This window comes from Candidatus Binatia bacterium (assembly GCA_036504975.1).
Classification (GTDB): Bacteria; Desulfobacterota; Binatia; order UBA9968; family UBA9968; genus JAJPJQ01.
The window spans coordinates 1-16,020 of the sequence record DASXUF010000181.1; the positions used below are offsets into that span (position 1 = coordinate 1).

The following is a 16,020-nucleotide window of genomic DNA, read 5'->3' on the forward strand; positions in this document are numbered from 1 at the left end:
GTCGCGCTCTGCGCTCTCCTCGCGGTCGTCGGCGCATTGCTCTCCTCTTTGCAGTGGGTCAATCGGTCCTTTCCAGGATTCTTCGTCTACGACAATTTGACGGTTGCTCCCTATTCCCTTCCGCAGTGGACCGGCAACAGAGAGGGGCTTAAGTATCTCGATCGGATACTGACCGTGCAAGGCGAGCCGTTGAGCGATTCGCGGATGATTTACGATTTGGTGCGCGATTCGCCACCCGGCAGCGTATTTCTATACAACGTGGAAAAGGACGGAAAGATCCTTCAGCTCAGGATCCCTTCCATGAAGTTTACTTTTCACGACTGGCTCCTGAGCTTCGGCACGTATCTCCTCGCCGGACTGGGCTTTCTGGTCATCGGATTTACGCCCTTCTATATGCGCGCCGCTTCGCCCGCCGCCGCGCCGCTGTTTTTCATGGTGAGCGCCGTCTTTGTATGGTTCACGACGACCTTCGACTTTATGACGACGTACTATCTGCCGAAGGAAGTCCGGGTATTTGCTCTGACCCTTACTCCCGGCGCCGCCCTTCACCTCGGGCTTGCCTTGGTCGGCGGATTCGACCGGCTGAAACGCGCGCGGCGCTGGCTCTATTTGATTTACGGCATATCGATCGCGCTCGGGCTCGCCTACAGCTTGACCTTCCATGGCTCGCTCGATCTGTGGCGCTGGGGATTGCGGTCGGTTTACGCTTTTACCTTTTTAGCTTCGCTTGCGTTCGTGGGGCTTCTTTGGGCCGGGCTCGGAAACCCGGCTACCGACCTGGAGCGATCGCGGTTGCGGATTATTCTGATCGGCGCTCTTCTCGGATTCTTCCTCTCCACCCTGGGCACCGTGATGACGATCATTTTCTTGTGGGAAATCCCTTACAACCTGTCATTGATTCCTACGGTTTTCTTTCCTCTCTCCGTCGCTTATGCGCTCCTCAAATATAGCCTTTTCGATCTGGACGTTATCGTCAAGGCGGGCCTGGCGCGCGCCGCGCTGGCCGGAGTGCTGCTGCTGCTTTACGTCTTGCTGGTTTCTTCATTGGGCGTAGGCGCCGGGATATTCGGCCAGGACTCGCTCGTACCGCTCACGTTTTCAATTCTGGTCGTTCTGATTTTCAATCCGCTTCTGCGCTCGATCGAGAATGCGGTCGATCGTTATGTCTACCGGAAGGAGTACGATCCGGCCGAGCTTCAGAGCGAAGCAAGCGCGCTGCTGAGATCGCTTTCAAGACCGCAGGCCGTGGCGGAGGAGTTCATCGGCCTGATTACGGATCGGATGAAGATTGCGTCCGCGGGTCTCTGCTTTCGCCCGGAGCATCCCGACAAATCGTCGATCGCGTCTCTTGGTGTAGCGGGCGATGCCGCTCGGGAGACGTTCGTCCGTCTGCAGGCGATCTGGTCGAAGTGTTATGGATCGACCAAGAAAGGATTATCCCGCGGCGAATGGAGCGCGGAGGCGCTCGGCCGAGAGCAGCAGAGCGAGCTCGAGTCCATTTTTGGCGCGTTGAAAGCCGAGCTTGTCATCCCGATCGTCTTCCAGGATCAGGTCGTGGGTTTTGTCGCTCTCGGACGTAGGCATTCCGGACGGGGCTACGACGGCGACGATTTCGGGCTCTTATGCAACCTGGCCGATCAGCTCGCTCTTGCCTTGGAGAACGGGATGCTCTTCGAGGACTCCGAGCGCGCGAAGGAGAATTACCGGCGGATGTATGACGAGGCTCAAGCGTTGAACCGGAAGCTGCTCGAAACGGACCGGCAGAAAAAAGATTTCGTTGCCAACATCTCACATGAGCTCAGGACGCCGGTCTGCACCATCCTGGGCTACGCCGAGGTGCTGCGCGATCCGGATTTTTCCGGAGACAGGCGCGAGATCTTCGATCGCGTCGCCAACCACGGCCACGAGCTTTCGCAGCTTATGGATAACCTCTTGCAGTTCTGTCGCATGGAAAGCGGCAGTCTAAGCGTCGCCTTGAGAGAAATGAAGATCGCCGAAGTATTTCAAGCGCTGGAGATCATGGCGCGGCGGCTGATCAAAGAGCGACCGATACGATTCCGGGCGCAGATCGATCCGTCGATAGAGGCCATTCTCACCGATCCGGAGAAATTTCAGCAGGTTTTGATGCATTTCTTGACCAATGCCGTCAAGTTCACGGAAAGAGGGGAGATCGCCGTGGGCGTCGTCAGGCGAATGTTGGAAGAAGGCGGACCGTTCGTCGAGTGTTGGGTTGCCGATACGGGTATCGGGATCGGCGAGGACAACCAGGAGGCGATCTTCGAGGACTTCCGCCAGCTCGAGCGCTCCAATGTTCGGAAGTACGGCGGCACCGGCATGGGGCTGAGTATCAGTAAGAAGCTAGCTCTTTCGCTCGGCGGAAGAGTCGAAGTGAAGAGTGAAGTGGGGAAGGGGAGCGTGTTCAGCTTGATTCTGCCGCTGCGCGAGACTCAGCCGGTCGCTACGAGCTTGGTGGAGGTGGCGTAGTGCGCGAGCGAATCGCCGTCAGAACTCCAGCTTCTCGCCCGGGTTGATCGGAAACACCTTCGTAGTCGTCTTGCCCAGCGCCTTAATATATTCATTCGGCGTGCCTACCAAGAAAGGGTTCGTGGCGTAGTGGAAGGGGAGCACGTATTTCGGCTTTAGATAAGTTTTAGTCGCGTACGCCGCATCCACCGGATTCATCACAAACTGTCCGCCACCGATCGGAATCAAAACGAGATCGGGCTTGTAGTACTCGGCGATCATCTTCATGTCGGCGAACAATCCCGTGTCGCCCATGTGATAGATCTTGAAACCATTTTCGAGCTGGATGATGTAACCGCAGGGCTCGCCGCCGAAATGCGTCTCAGCCTTTCCCGTGGCGGGATTGTTCCAGGACAGCTCGGAATTATGCTCGGCGTGAACCATAGTGACTCTCACACCGCCCGGGCCGAACGGAGTGATGGAGCCGCCCTGGCTCATCCGGTTCGCAAGTTCCTGCGGCAACACGCCGAGTGACACAAGCGCGCTCGCGAGGCCCGCCGGCGCCCATAGCGGCGCATTGTTTTTTTTCACCAGATCGGGCGCATCGCCGAGATGGTCGCCATGCGCGTGCGTGACCAAAACAAGGTCCACCTTGCCCAGCGCGTCGAGGTTCTTGTATTGCTCCGGCGTCTTCGGATTTTTCGTGAGATAAGGATCGATGACGATCACCTTCCCGCCGGGCGTGGTGAGCTTTATGGCCGACTGCCCGAGCCACAAGAGTTCAACTTTACCGCTTTGCGCCCAGGCTGAGGTGGCAGAGAGCGCCAAAACGACGAACAGTGTCCGAATCGCCCGCTTCATAAGTCCTCCTATTTTACGCGCCAATGCTTCCATACCGGAAGTCTCAAAAGATTTCCAGGCTGCATTGAAATCTTGAACTGGAGCGACGACGAATCTCAAATAGAGTGGATCGCGGCTTCCGATCGGCCTTTATTTTTCTCTTGACGCATCCATAAATTTATCCTATTCATCGAAGCCGCTTATTAGCGACTCTATCGGATGGGTTAGATCGCTGGATGGGTTGTCGCCAAATACCGACAAGGAGGGAAATATGTACGCACTGATCCGCGCATTGTCGCTTAGGGATATTCTCCTGGAGCAAGTTCCAGTACTAGGCGTCACGGTTGTCATCGCGGAGCTATTCTACAAATTCCACAGTTTCACGTTAGAATGTTTCGCCTTTCTGGCTACCTGGTATGTCTTGGATGCATTCCAGCGAATCATCAGAGGTAGAATAGTGTCGACTAAAATAAATTGAATCGGTTAAGACCGATTCTCAACTCCGGAACATCGTCGAGGGCACACCCTTGTCCGGAGTGGTTTCTCACGGCGAACGTTTGAAAAACTTCAGAATCATTCCCGAAATTCTTATTTACTGTTTAGAAAGGAGAGGCTCCTATGGCCGAGCGCAGGAAGAAAACCAGGGGTGTTCAGGTTTCGGGAGTTAGTCGGGCGAAAAAGTTACGTCTAAAGCGCCGCAAGCAAAAAGTGGAATCCGGTCGTTTCCGCGTTACGACACACAAGGCGCGAAGCGAGTGGTTCCGCAACCGCACCGCATGGCCGCTGCGCGACGCGCCGGTGCAGCAACTGGTGGAGCAACGCCGGCGCGCGATGAGCACTCTAGCGTCTCATCCGGCAGCATCGCAGTGGACGCCCGTTGGGCCGTCGAACATCGGCGGCCGCATGACGTGCGTGGCGTCGGATCCTGAAAATGCTGATATGATCTGGGCGGGAGCCGCGGGCGGCGGCGTGTGGCAAAGCAGGGATGCCGGGAAAACGTGGACACCTCTTTGGCACCAACAAGAGTCGCTGAACATCGGCGTGTTGGCGATCGATTCTAAAAATCATTCCGTTCTGTACTGTGGAACCGGTGAGGCGAATCTGTCGGCGGATTCATACCCTGGAGTCGGCCTATACAAGACCACCGATGGCGGCGCGACGTGGCAGCTTATCGCGCCCGCAAACAGCACCGGCCTGCCCCCGCGGATTGGGGCGATCGCCATCGACCCGTTCGACTCCAATCATGTGCTGGTCGGCGGCGTAGGGCACCATTATCCGAACGAGCATTTGTTGGGCGGGCGTGGCGGCCTGTACGAATCTTTCGACGCAGGCCGGACTTGGAAGCGGCTGGATTTTATTTCCGTCTCCGAGTACCGATGCCACGCGATTGTTTTCCATCCAGCAGAGCAGGGCACTCTTTATGTAACGGTGACCGAGCAAGGATCGAAAAATGGGATTTGGAAATCGACGAACGGTGGCAAAGACTGGGTTCATTTGACGAACGGGTTGCCGCCTCCCGAGTTGTTTAATCGGACAAGCCTCGCCATCGCCCCATCCAAGCCCTCGATCCTCTATGCCCTGGCGGCGGATAGTCACGCGAAAGTTCTGGGCGTGTTTCGTTCCGACGACGGGGGAAGCAAATGGAAGGGCATCCATGGAAAATACTTCCACTATAAGAGACAGATCGGCACCGAGGCCTCCGATTACGAAGTCCAGATGAGCTACAATAATACGATCGCGGTTCATCCTCAGGACCCGAATCACGTGCTCTGCGGGGGAGTCGATCTTCATTTGACCAAGAACGGCGGTAAGACCTGGCGACTCGTCACCCGATGGGAGCAAGACCGCGGCCAGCCCGGCTACGCTCACGCCGATCACCACGCTCTTCTCATGCCGGCGCAAAAACCCGGCCGGGTCTATGACATGAACGACGGCGGGATGGACGTGAGCGAGGACGGAGGCCAAACCTGGTCCAACCGGAGCAACGGACTTGCGGCTACGATGTTTTACGACTTGGACGTGGCACAGACCAATGATCAATACTTTGGCGGGGGAGTGCAGGACAACGGATCACCGATCACGATTAACGGAGCGGCGGACCAATTTTTCGATGTCACCGGCGGCGACGGCGGGTTCCTTGTCTTCGACCCCAAGGACGAAAACCACATATACGCTTCGGTCTACAACTTAACCCTTGTTCGATTTCCGTCAGCCAGCGGCAAATGGGAAGAGGTCTCTCCTCCAGCGACGAAAGAGGAACGGGACGCCGTTTGGATGGCCTATATTGCTATGGACCCCTCGAATTCCAAAAGAGTCTTCACAGCTTCCCAACGAGTGTGGCGAACAGACAACGACGGAAATAGCTGGAGCGCCGTCAGCGATTTCTTCCATGATGTGATTTCGGCCATCGAGGTCGCGCCTGCGGACCCGAAGCGAATTTACGTGGGCACCGAGTCCGGTGAAATTCATCGCAGCCTGGACCGAGGCAACACATGGAGCGACGACTTATCCAGCGCGACGCTGCCCAAATTCAAGATCACGCGACTCATTACGAGTCCGGTCAACGCGGATCACGTGATCGCAACGGTGGCGAACTTTGGGCGGCCTCACGTCTATCGATCGCTCGACGGTGCCGTAACTTGGGCGGATGTCGACCGTGGCCGTCTGCCCGATGTGCCGCACAACAGCCTTGCTATTCCGGAGAAATTTCCAGCGGAAGTTTACGTGGCGACCGACGTGGGCGTTTTCTTTTCACCCGATTTTGGTGAAACCTGGCAAAACTTGACCGGCAACCTGCCCCACGTCAGCGTGGTGGACCTGGTGTATCATAGCGCCACCGACTCGTTGAGCGCGGCTAGTTACGGTCGAAGCATCTGGCGGCTTAAGATCCAACGTTAACAGTTATCTGCGGCCGCCGGATTTGCCGCGAAACCACGACTCGCGCCGCCGCAAGTTATCGGGCCCTTCGAGAATCTTCGTTCGCGGGCTCGCCCGGCGCAGCTGGCGTGATAGGATCGCCGTGCCGAGCAGCCGGAGTTCCAGCTCGGACTGAACTCCCGCGGGGCCTGCGAAAACGAGCAGTCCGGCTTTCTGGCCTATGCTCCCGGAGGTTTGCAGGGAGGTCGTCTCCCGCCATGCCGCGGGGAGAGCGATCCATTCCGCTCTTTCCGATCGCGCATCCTGCCGCGCCACGGTCGAGAGGATATCATCGACCGAGTACAGGGCATCGGCACTCGACAGGAACAAAAGCCGATCGTCATTCTCGATCAGCGGCTCGTATTGCGGGTCGACGCTGCATCTGAGACCGGGAACCGTCGCGGTGCAAAAAGCCTGCAACGGTGCGACCAAGGCGAGTTTGTCGCTGCCCGCTTGCAGACGAAGCACGGGCAGTCCTGATCGCCTCGCTTGATCGTCCACGAAACGAAACCAATCGACGAGCGAATCCGCCTGAAACTCTGACACTTGTCGCCACTGCGGAGCTTCTTGCATATCCTTGATTTAAGAACCGCTGCGCCTACCTTTGCAACCGGTCAAAAATAAACCGCTGAGGTTTTCTAAGGCGGCCCAATTGTTTAACATCCTTTAATTTAATACCTCCTGCAGACAAAAATATCCAGAGGCTTGCTCGCAAGCCGGGTCTAAATCGTCGACGGCGACGCCGGTCCCCTGACGACGGCGGCATTGCGCGCGTTCGAGCAAAGATCGTCACCTATGCGGAACCTGGCGAGTCGAATCACAATTTCGCTCTTGCCTGGTACGTTGGATTGTTCAGCGGTGATGAGTACCTCGAAGAGTCTCTGTTCTATGACAGCGTCGGCGCAATCGGGAAACAATTCGGATTGGAATGGGGAGGCGAGTGGACATCGTTGATTGATAAGCCCCACCTCAAGCTCAAGACGGGAATGACACTGGCTCAGATTAGAGACAAATTCGAAAGCGGCGAGGCCATTGTGTAAAAAGGCTGCCATTATTGGAAAGTGGCAGTATTCGCCGGGGGAGCGGGCTCGCTCCCCCGGCGGATAACCTCTCTAAAGGATTGACCCCTTACTTCACTTCCTCAACGCCACAAACACGGTGCTGCCTTCGCGGCGGACGAGAAATAGGACCCGCTGGCCTTTTTTCGTGGCGGCCAAGGTCTTGCGAAACTCGGCCACGTCGCGGACGGGCTTGCGGTCGACCTCGACGATGACGTCGCCTTGCCGTAGCCCCGCTTCGTCCGCCGAGCTGCCCGGCTCGACGGACGTGATAACTACACCCTGAGCCTTGTCCATTCCCAGGCTTTCGGCCAGCTCGGGCGTCACTCTCTGCACGGTCAAGCCCAGCTCTCCCTTTTCGCCCTGGGCCGATGCCATGACCTCGGTTTCCTTCAATTCACTGATGGTGACCGGAATCGCAAGCTCCTTTTTATCGCGCAGGAGCTTCACGCGGGCCTGCTTTCCGGGTGAGATGCGCGCGACGATCGCCGGCAGGTCGTTCGAAGTTTTGATCTCCTGTCCTTCGAATTCGACGATCACGTCGCCGACTTTGATGCCGGCGCGCTCCGCCGGACCGTCCTTCAGCACTTCGGCGACCAGAGCGCCTCTGGAGCGCTCGAGCCCGAGCGTGTTGGCGAGATCGGGTGTTACGTTCTGAATCGAGACTCCCAGCCAGCCCCGGGTGACTTTTCCCTTGCTCTTCAAATCCGGCACGATTTCCTTGGCCGAGTTGATCGGCGTGGCGAAGCCGATGCCGATGTTGCCGCCGCCCTGGCTGAAGATGGCCGTATTGATTCCCACCACTTCGCCGCGCAGATTGATCAGCGGCCCGCCGGAATTTCCCGGATTGATCGAGGCGTCGGTCTGGATGAAGTTGTCATAAGGTCCGGCCCCGATGTGCCTCCCCTTGGCGCTCACGATGCCGGCCGTGACGGTGCTGTCCAGACCGAATGGGTTCCCGATCGCCATCACCCATTCACCGACTTCGAGGCGGTCCGAATCGCCCAGCGGCGCGACGGGAAGATCGCCCTTGGCGTCGATCTTGATGATCGCGATGTCCGTCCTGGGATCTCTACCGATCGTTTTGGCTTCGAACTCTCTTCCGTCCGCTAGCTTGACGAGTATCTTTTGGGCGTTTTCGACCACGTGATTGTTGGTGATGATGGAACCGTCGCGGTCGATGATAAAGCCCGAGCCCAGACTCTGCTGACGAGACGACGGTCCCCGCGGACCTGGACCGCCGAAGAACCTGCGCCAGAACTCGCCCCGCGGGTCTCCCGGCTGAAATTGGCCTCCGGGACCGCGCTCCAAGTCCCTTTCTCTCGACTGAGTCGTCGATACGTTCACGACGACCGGCGTCAGCTTCTTCGCGAGCGAGGTGAAGTCCGGCAAGCCGCGCGCCTCCGGCGCTGCGGCGGCTTGAGCGATCTGTGCATGGCCAGGCGAGCCGGGAAAGAGCCGATCGACGCTCTCGACCGCGGTGAGCCCGAGGACCGAGACGAAAACGCCGACGGCGATCCATGTATAAACGTTGAAGCTTTTCTTTTTCATGTTTTCTCCTTGTGAGGTCTTTGTCAGACTAGAACCCTGCCGCGCTCATGTAGCGGCGTCTTTTTTCCCCGGACCGCGCCGGAATATTCCTGTCTCGACCACGGCCCGGCCGATGCGCCTCCATTCGGCCCCGCCCGCGCAGCGTTTCTTCCTTCCAGCGCACGAGGCGTTTGCGGAGATATCTCGGCTCGAGACCCAACAGCTCGCAAATTTCGTTGAACGAAAAAAGGCGGTCTCCGCTCTCTTCCATGATCCACTCTTCGGCTTCGCTGTACAAGCCACGCTTTCTCTTATTGTTCCTGGAGATCAGGCCGTTTTGGAAACACCAAAGAGCGTCCTCGAGAACCGCCAACATGAGCTTTTTTTCCGGCTCGCGATAGGTCTTGCTCTTCGTGTTCGCCAAATACTGGCTGGGAATGAGAACATCCGGCTGAAACAGAGAAAATGTCTTATCCTCCACGGCTGCATTGCGCGCCGGGAGACCGCCGGGGGATAACTGAATGCGCTGAGAAAACAGCGCACCTCTTTTTCCTTTAATGGACATCTGAAACCTCCTCTAAATTGAAACCGTACCCCAAAAGGATACCCTGCCGCTTCCGAGCCGAGCAACGACATCGGCGTTGCGAACGTTGAGACCATCGCCAGGCCGCGAGCCAACGCGATCGCGCAGGGAATCAGAGGTTCAGAACGGGTTGAAAGACGAAAGTGGAAACTTTAACGCTGCGGATGAACCGCTTGATCAGACGGCCGCCGGATCCATCGGCATCGAGCACCGGCAGGATTCTGCCGCCGATCTGCTCGAATAAATTCCGCAGAGGATCCGCTTCCGCGCGGAGCATATCTCTCTTGACCGAGGTCCTGACCGGCTGGGCGACTCCGAGCTCCGGAAACAGGGCTGGCTTTACGCGGTGAATTTTTTTTGCCGCGTGCAATATCCGCGAAGTGATGGGCCCGCAAACCGTCATACTGACCGGCAACAGCGCAAGACTGGAGAAGCAGACGAAGCCAAGCGCTGCGAACGTGTTCTTTAGGCTCATCATGAGATCACTCGAATTTTAGCCTAGCATTATACTTTTCGAAGTCAACCGCCGCGCCGCCCCGGACTTCGGCCCGGGATATTAGTCCAGGGTCTGGCGGTAGCGCTTAACCCCGATTGTGAGGGCGATTGCGGTAAAGAGCGCGATCGGCCAGATCTCCGGAGCTATGTCGGCGAGGCCGTTCCCCTTGAGAAGAATACCGCGAACGATGCGCAGGAAATGGGTGAGCGGCAAAAGTTCACCGATGACCTGCGCCCAGTATGGCATTCCGCGAAACGGGAACATGAATCCGGACAAGAGCATCGACGGCAGAAAGAAAAAAAACGACATCTGCATCGCCTGGAGCTGGTTCTCCGCGACCGTGGAAAAGGTGATGCCGACAGCCAGGTTTGCCGCGACGAAAATCAAGGCGACGGCGAGCAAGAGCGTCAGACTGCCAACGATCGGCACATGAAAGGCGAGACGTGCCGCGGCGAAGATAAGAGCGACTTGAATATAGCCGACGAAGACATAAGGCGTGATCTTGCCGATCATGACTTCGAGGGGGCGCGTCGGCATGGAGAGAAGATTCTCCATGGTCCCGCGCTCGCGCTCGCGCGTGATCGCGAGCGCGGTGATCACGATCATGGTCATCGTGAGCACGACGCCCATCAGGCCGGGCACGATGTTGTATTCCGTGGCGGCTTCCGGGTTGTAGAGCGAATGAATCCTAAGGTCGATCGGGCTCTCCGGGCCGACGAGAAAGTCGAGCGGCCCTTTAGAGTCGTTTTGCAGCGCGGTGGTGAGCAGCACGCGTAGGGAGCCGACCGCATTGCTGGCCGCCGCCGGATCGGTTGCGTCCGCTTGGACGAGAATGGCGGGACGGTTGCCGCGCAAAAGATCGCGGGTGAAATTTTCCGGGATATTGATCACGAACTGCACCTCGCCGCGCGCGAGCGCCTTGCGGCCTTCGTCCTCGGTCTTTACTTGCCGGATGAATTCGAAGTAGCCGCTGTTGCGGATCGCGTACAGCACGCTCCGGCCCTGCGGGCCGTTATCCGCCAGCAGTACAGCGGTGGGCAGGCGCTTCGGGTCCGAATTGATGGCATAGCCGAACAGAACGAGCTGGAGCAGCGGGATGCCCACGACCATTCCGAAAGTCAGCCGGTCGCGGCGCATCTGGATGAACTCCTTCACGACGATGGCCCAAAAGCGCCGTAGGGAAAATTCACGCCGTCGCTGCATGAGAAAAATCATCCGTCGACCGGTTCATCAAGTGAATGAAAACGTCTTCGAGCCCGGACTCGATGGGTCGCCATCGATACGGTTCTTTCCGGAACGGCGCGATGGCCCGCTCCAGCGCCGCTTCGTCGTCTCCGCTCACGTGCAGTTCGCTGCCGAAAGCCACGGCCTGCTCGATGCCGGAACGACCGCGCAGGTCTTCTGCGAGCTTGAACAAATTCGGTCCGGTGACGGCCCAGGTCGTCAGATGCGCCTCGGCGATGACTTCACCGACGGCGCCCTGGGTCAGTAGATTGCCGTAAGCGATAAAAGCCAGCCGATGGCACCGCTCGGCTTCATCCATATAGTGCGTCGCAATGAGGAAGGTTAGTCCTTGGGCGGCAAGGCGATGGATCTCCTCCCAGAATTCCCGCCGTGCTTTGGGATCCACTCCGGCGGTGGGCTCGTCGAGCAAAAGCAGCTTCGGCCGGTGGATCAGGCAGGCCGCGAGAGCGAGGCGCTGCTTCCAGCCGCCGGACAGCTCGCCGGCAACCTGATTGCGCCGCGCCGAGAGACCAAGCCGCTCGATGCTCTCACCTACGGCTTGCCGGCGATGAGGTATCGAATACATGCGCGCGACAAAGTCGAGGTTCTCGGCGATGCTCAGATCTTCATAGAAGCTGAAACGTTGTGTCATGTAGCCGACTTGAAGCTTGATCTTCTCGCTCTCGCCGATCACGTCATGGCCGAGAACGACGCCGCTGCCCGCGTCGGGCCGGAGCAGGCCGCAGAGCATGCGGATAAACGTCGTCTTGCCGCTGCCGTTGGGACCGAGAAAGCCGCAGATCTCGCCCGCGTGAACCTGAAGGTCGACGTTGTTGACCGCCGTGCGATTGCCGAACCGCTTGGTCATTCGATGGACGTTGATCGCGAGACTTTGCGCCGGGTCTTGAGCGAGTTGATGCGCCATGATCAAGAGCCGAATTGCACGTCCACCGGCTGGCCCGGATGCAGCTTCGCTGCAACCGCGGGATCGAACGCCAGCTCGACCAGGAAAACAAGCTTGTCGCGCATGTCGCGGCTGTAAATGACCGGCGGCGTGTATTCCGCCTTCGGCGAAATAAAGCTGATCTTGCCGGCAACAGGCTCGGCCAGTCCGTCCACGGTGACCCGGACTTTATCGCCAGGATGAATCATCGCGACTCGGGCCTCGGGCACAAATGCGCGGACTTTGGTGTTCTCAGGAGGCAGGATGGCGACGACCGGCCGGCCGGCGGCAACCCATTCGCCCGGCCGGTAAAAAGTGTCGAAGACGAGACCCGCTTGCGGCGCGCTCTGGCGTTTCTGTGAGAGCTCCCATTCAGCCTTCGCTAGTCGCTCGCGGTCCTGGTCGCGCGCAGCTCGGGCGCGGTCGAGGTCCGCCATGGCGATCAGATTCGCCCGGGCGAGCTTTTCCAGCCGCTCGAACTCTCTTTCCGAAAGCATCAGCGCAGCGCGCACTTGGTCCCGCTGAGCCTTCTCCGCGGCGTCATCCAGCTCGAAAAGCGGATCGCCCGCCTTGACCTGCGCGCCGCGGCGGACATACAGCGACCCCAACGCGCCAGGCAGCGCAGAGGCGACGTAAACGAATTCTCCTTCGACGTAACCCTGAACGCTATCGCCGTCCGAGCCTTTGCAGGCCGAGAAATTGAAGAGGGCGGCGAGACCGGCCGCGATATAGAGCAGCGCTAGGGCAAATCGATTCATGGTTTCGACCCGTGTTTTTCCGTAAGCGCTCCCGTTAGAATGATCGATATGACGCTGTTAAAGCCGGTCTTCGGCGTTAGGCCGAGTTCGGCCATCTTGCGCGGGTTTACGACCCCTTCGGTGGCGGCTAGAAGAATCTCGATCATTACTTTGGTCGGGATGTCTTTGCGTATGATTCCCTCTCTTCGTCCTTCATCGAAAATCCGGCCGAAATAGCGCTGAATCAGTTCGCGGCGCTTCCTTTCCACCCGTTTGAATATCTCCGGCGCGTTACGCTGGATGTCGCGCACGAACGGCGGCTGAATTTCCTCGGTGTGACGCTGCACGCAGGCGAGCAGTTGGTGCAGGCTTTCAAGAGCGTCAGCCGGCCGCTCGGATACAACCCGCTTGAAATCGGCCTCCACGGTGCGGAACTTCTCTTCCACAACCGCTTCCAGCAGCGCGCTCTTGCTGTGAAACCCGGCGTAGAGCGTTTTTTTGCTCATCCCCAACTCCTCCGCCAGATCGTCCATCGTGACGCCGCGAAAGCCGTGGCTGAAAAAATAGCGTCGTGCCGCGGCGATAATCCTCTGCGATGTGGAATCGTCGCCCGGCGATTCTCGCTTCTTAACCCGCGTGGGCATAGATTATACTAAGGAAACTATTTTGGTATTATCAGTTTCCAGCGCCAGAAGCAACTGAGGCCGTGCCAATGACGCACAAGATTGCGGGGTTTGAGTGGGAATCTAAAACGCGAGACCCTTGAAAAACTTCAACTCCAACCGATCATTGCCACAATTTCTGTATGAAGCCTTCCTTCTCAAGTTCCTGGAAGAAGCGGGCGTCGATAAACTGGTCGGGATGGGCTGCGGCGGCGCGCGGGTCCTTCTCCGCCATCTGATCGAGGACGGTCTTGATCGACTCCGGAGAAGGGTAGGGGATTTTGGGTACGTAGCGCAGGACGTAGAGGTCGTAGAGGCCGTTCAAATACTCGCGGTCGTCGTTGCGGATATACTTTCTAAAAACTTCGACGCTGGCGGCGCGCTCGGTCTTGGCGAAGTGACTGCCTTCGACGAAGCCGCGGACGAATTTCCTGACGGCGTTTTCGTTTCGCTTGATGAATGATCGGGTGGTTACGATCGATGAAGTTGGAAAGCTGAGCCCCAGGGTAGACATATCGACCAACTCTTTTAGACCTTCCTTCCGCGCTAGAATGGCAAACTCGGCGTTGAGCGTCGCCGCGTCCAGGGCCCGGCTCTTCAGCGCCTGCATCATCTCGGGCATGCCGCCCATCTGAATCACGGTGAAGTCGCGCCCGCGCTTGATCGGCCATTTGTTTTCGCTGTAGCCGAGCGCGAAATCGGTCGCCGAGCCGAAGCGGGTGACGCCGATTTTCTTTCCTTTGAGGTCTTCGATGGATCGAACCTCCGGCCGGGCGATGAGAAAAAAGGTTATGACGTTCATCCCCGTGGCGACCACGACGAGATCTCCGCCAGCCAGGTTTGCGTTCACCACGGCGCCGCCGGTGAAAATCCCCATCGGGACTTCTCCGGATTGCACGACCTGGGCCGCCCGCCCACCGCCGCCGACGTAGAGCAGCTCGATATCGAGCCCATGCTTCCTGAATATGCCCGCCTCATGCGGTATCCATACCGAGCTTTGCGAACCGCCGATGGCGCTATAGACAAAGCGCATCTTCTCCAAGGGAAGCCTGGCCTGAGCCCACGATGCGTTGTTGCCGGCCCAAAGAGCGCTGAACAAAAGAAGCGCCCAAGATTTTGCTCGCATAGAGTCTCCTTAAGAAGGGCAACGGCCGCCGGCTTGGTGGCATTGCGGAAGAGCTTAACATATTTCCCAGGGCTCCGGCGGTCAAGCCGATGCAGGTGTGCACGGTGCCCATCCCCCGGGGGTCTGCATCTTAATACCATGGTCAAAATCATTCCGTATTTCGGTACCTTTCCGCTTTTTGTTCTTGATACAGCAGAGAATATTCGCCGGAAAACATAAATTCCTCAAGTGAATCAGCGATTTATGAATCCGATAACATGGGGATATTTGGCCTGTCTTTTGCTGTGCTAAACGGTTAACAAAACTTGAGAATCATCGCCTTTCCCGGCTGATAGGCGTAGCGACGACCGGCGATCTTTTCTCGAATAATATATGCCGACCTTTCAACAGCTATTTCAGTTCAATCTGCCCATTCCCGTCTGGCAAATCGCGCTCTATGCCGGTCTGATGAGTTTTTTTCTTATCAACCGCAGGGTCAGATTATCCCTTTTAACATCTTACCTGTTTCTTTTGTTCTGGCTTTACTATGCCTTTCGGGGCGATCTGCTCTCGCTTACAAGCGAAGATTTCCTGGTGCAGACGGTTTACCATTTGTTTGGATGTTTGCTCGTATTGCTGGGAGTCTTTACCTATTTCTTTTTAGAACGGGATCAGGAAGTCCTTTTAGAGAACTTGAGGAAGCGGAGCGCTGAAATTGCCGAGCTAAAGGTAAAAGCAAAAAAGGCTGAAAAAATGGTCCATGCGCTGGAGACCCAGGCCGAGGAGGCTCAGCGAAGTTTCAACAGCCAGGAGTCGGGACTCAAGCGAAAAGCGGAGAATGAGCTGAATGCCAAGATCGATGAGCTTGAAGATCGGCTGGAGGACAGCGAGAGGCTACTAGAAAAACGGAACGGTGAAATCACCGATCTCAAGCAAAAGGCAAAAGAGGCGGAAAAAAGAGCCCATGCGCTGGACACACAAGTCGAGGAAACGCAGCGCAGCGTCCAGACCGAGGTATCGGCCCTCAAGAAAAAGCTGGAAAAAGAGCTGAATGCCAAGATCGCAGGGCTCGAATATAGGCTCGAGGAGAGTGAAAATCTTCTTGAAAAACGGAACAATGAAATAGCCGGTTTCAGGCTCACGGCGGAAGAGGCGGAGAAAAAAGCCCAGGCGCTGAAGGCGCAGGCCGAGGAAGCCCAGCGCAATGTCCAGACCGAAGCCGCGACCCTCAAGAAAAAGCTCGAACAAGAGCTGAATGCCAAGATCGATGAACTTGACCGGCGACTGAAAGACCGCGAAAGTCTTTTAGAGAAGCGGAATGCCGAGCTCGCCGCTTTCAAGCAAAAGCTCGAAGAGACGGAGAAAAAAGCTCAGGCGCTGAAGGCCGAGGCCGAGGAAAATCATCGCGATCTCCACACGGAGGCGTCGGTTCTGAAGAAGAAGCTGGATGCCAAGATCGGCGA

General features: G+C 57.5%; 13 protein-coding genes. 3 read left to right on the top strand and 10 right to left on the bottom strand.

Annotated features, from left to right (window positions below; translation table 11 throughout):
• On the top strand, positions 1 to 2,484 hold a 2,484-nt coding region (locus VGL70_22270; GenBank protein ID HEY3306255.1), incomplete at its 5' end, for an ATP-binding protein.
• A gap of 18 nt (positions 2,485 to 2,502) precedes the next feature.
• Here VGL70_22270 and VGL70_22275 read toward each other — a convergent pair.
• The gene (locus VGL70_22275) at positions 2,503 to 3,324 is read right to left on the bottom strand and encodes a metal-dependent hydrolase (GenBank protein HEY3306256.1); all 822 of its coding nucleotides are present in this window, start codon (positions 3,322 to 3,324) and stop codon (positions 2,503 to 2,505) included.
• Between the two features lie 597 nt (positions 3,325 to 3,921).
• On the opposite strand from VGL70_22275, the gene VGL70_22280 reads away from it, so the two are divergent.
• Entirely contained in the window at positions 3,922 to 6,201 is a 2,280-nt protein-coding gene (locus VGL70_22280) for a hypothetical protein (GenBank protein HEY3306257.1), read from the top strand.
• 3 nt (positions 6,202 to 6,204) lie between these two features.
• Here VGL70_22280 and VGL70_22285 read toward each other — a convergent pair whose 3' ends face one another.
• From VGL70_22285 to VGL70_22325, 9 genes are all read right to left on the bottom strand, one after another.
• The gene (locus VGL70_22285) at positions 6,205 to 6,765 is read right to left on the bottom strand and encodes a hypothetical protein (protein ID HEY3306258.1); all 561 of its coding nucleotides are present in this window, start codon (positions 6,763 to 6,765) and stop codon (positions 6,205 to 6,207) included.
• Between the two features lie 587 nt (positions 6,766 to 7,352).
• Complete coding sequence (locus VGL70_22290) at positions 7,353 to 8,828, bottom strand: DegQ family serine endoprotease (GenBank protein HEY3306259.1); 1,476 nt, start codon at positions 8,826 to 8,828, stop codon at positions 7,353 to 7,355.
• Positions 8,829 to 8,856: 28 nt separating this feature from the next.
• Entirely contained in the window at positions 8,857 to 9,372 is a 516-nt protein-coding gene (locus tag VGL70_22295; protein HEY3306260.1) for a hypothetical protein, read from the bottom strand.
• A gap of 130 nt (positions 9,373 to 9,502) precedes the next feature.
• Positions 9,503 to 9,868 carry a hypothetical protein gene (locus VGL70_22300; protein ID HEY3306261.1) on the bottom strand — a complete coding sequence of 122 codons (366 nt, stop codon included), beginning with the start codon at positions 9,866 to 9,868 and terminating at the stop codon, positions 9,503 to 9,505.
• A 78-nt stretch (positions 9,869 to 9,946) separates the two neighbouring features.
• Positions 9,947 to 11,089, bottom strand: a complete 1,143-nt coding sequence (locus VGL70_22305; GenBank protein ID HEY3306262.1) for an ABC transporter permease — start codon at positions 11,087 to 11,089, stop codon at positions 9,947 to 9,949.
• A complete protein-coding gene (locus tag VGL70_22310) occupies positions 11,073 to 12,035 on the bottom strand; it encodes an ABC transporter ATP-binding protein (GenBank protein HEY3306263.1) in 963 nt (320 codons plus the stop codon). The genes VGL70_22305 and VGL70_22310 overlap by 17 nt, the downstream gene beginning before the upstream one ends.
• A gap of 2 nt (positions 12,036 to 12,037) precedes the next feature.
• Entirely contained in the window at positions 12,038 to 12,811 is a 774-nt protein-coding gene (locus VGL70_22315; GenBank protein ID HEY3306264.1) for an efflux RND transporter periplasmic adaptor subunit, read from the bottom strand.
• Positions 12,808 to 13,434 (bottom strand): TetR/AcrR family transcriptional regulator, encoded by a 627-nt coding sequence (locus VGL70_22320; protein HEY3306265.1) that lies wholly within the window; start codon positions 13,432 to 13,434, stop codon positions 12,808 to 12,810. The genes VGL70_22315 and VGL70_22320 overlap by 4 nt, the downstream gene beginning before the upstream one ends.
• 142 nt (positions 13,435 to 13,576) lie before the next feature.
• A complete protein-coding gene (locus VGL70_22325) occupies positions 13,577 to 14,578 on the bottom strand; it encodes an ABC transporter substrate-binding protein (GenBank protein HEY3306266.1) in 1,002 nt (333 codons plus the stop codon).
• Positions 14,579 to 14,950: 372 nt separating this feature from the next.
• Between VGL70_22325 and VGL70_22330 the strand changes: the two genes are divergently transcribed.
• Positions 14,951 to 16,020 (top strand): hypothetical protein (locus tag VGL70_22330; GenBank protein HEY3306267.1); only part of this gene is annotated, 1,070 nt, incomplete at its 3' end.

Bases quoted from the DNA above. Each gene is read 5' to 3' on its own strand.
- VGL70_22295 (HEY3306260.1), bottom strand. From the start codon at position 9,372: ATGTCCATTAAAGGAAAAAGAGGTGCGCTGTTTTCTCAGCGCATTCAG.
- VGL70_22305 (HEY3306262.1), bottom strand. From the start codon at position 11,089: ATGCAGCGACGGCGTGAATTTTCCCTACGGCGCTTTTGGGCCATCGTC.
- VGL70_22290 (HEY3306259.1), bottom strand. From the start codon at position 8,828: ATGAAAAAGAAAAGCTTCAACGTTTATACATGGATCGCCGTCGGCGTT.
- VGL70_22315 (HEY3306264.1), bottom strand. From the start codon at position 12,811: ATGAATCGATTTGCCCTAGCGCTGCTCTATATCGCGGCCGGTCTCGCC.
- VGL70_22275 (HEY3306256.1), bottom strand. From the start codon at position 3,324: ATGAAGCGGGCGATTCGGACACTGTTCGTCGTTTTGGCGCTCTCTGCC.
- VGL70_22310 (HEY3306263.1), bottom strand. From the start codon at position 12,035: ATGGCGCATCAACTCGCTCAAGACCCGGCGCAAAGTCTCGCGATCAAC.
- VGL70_22320 (HEY3306265.1), bottom strand. From the start codon at position 13,434: ATGCCCACGCGGGTTAAGAAGCGAGAATCGCCGGGCGACGATTCCACA.
- VGL70_22280 (HEY3306257.1), top strand. From the start codon at position 3,922: ATGGCCGAGCGCAGGAAGAAAACCAGGGGTGTTCAGGTTTCGGGAGTT.
- VGL70_22300 (HEY3306261.1), bottom strand. From the start codon at position 9,868: ATGATGAGCCTAAAGAACACGTTCGCAGCGCTTGGCTTCGTCTGCTTC.
- VGL70_22325 (HEY3306266.1), bottom strand. From the start codon at position 14,578: ATGCGAGCAAAATCTTGGGCGCTTCTTTTGTTCAGCGCTCTTTGGGCC.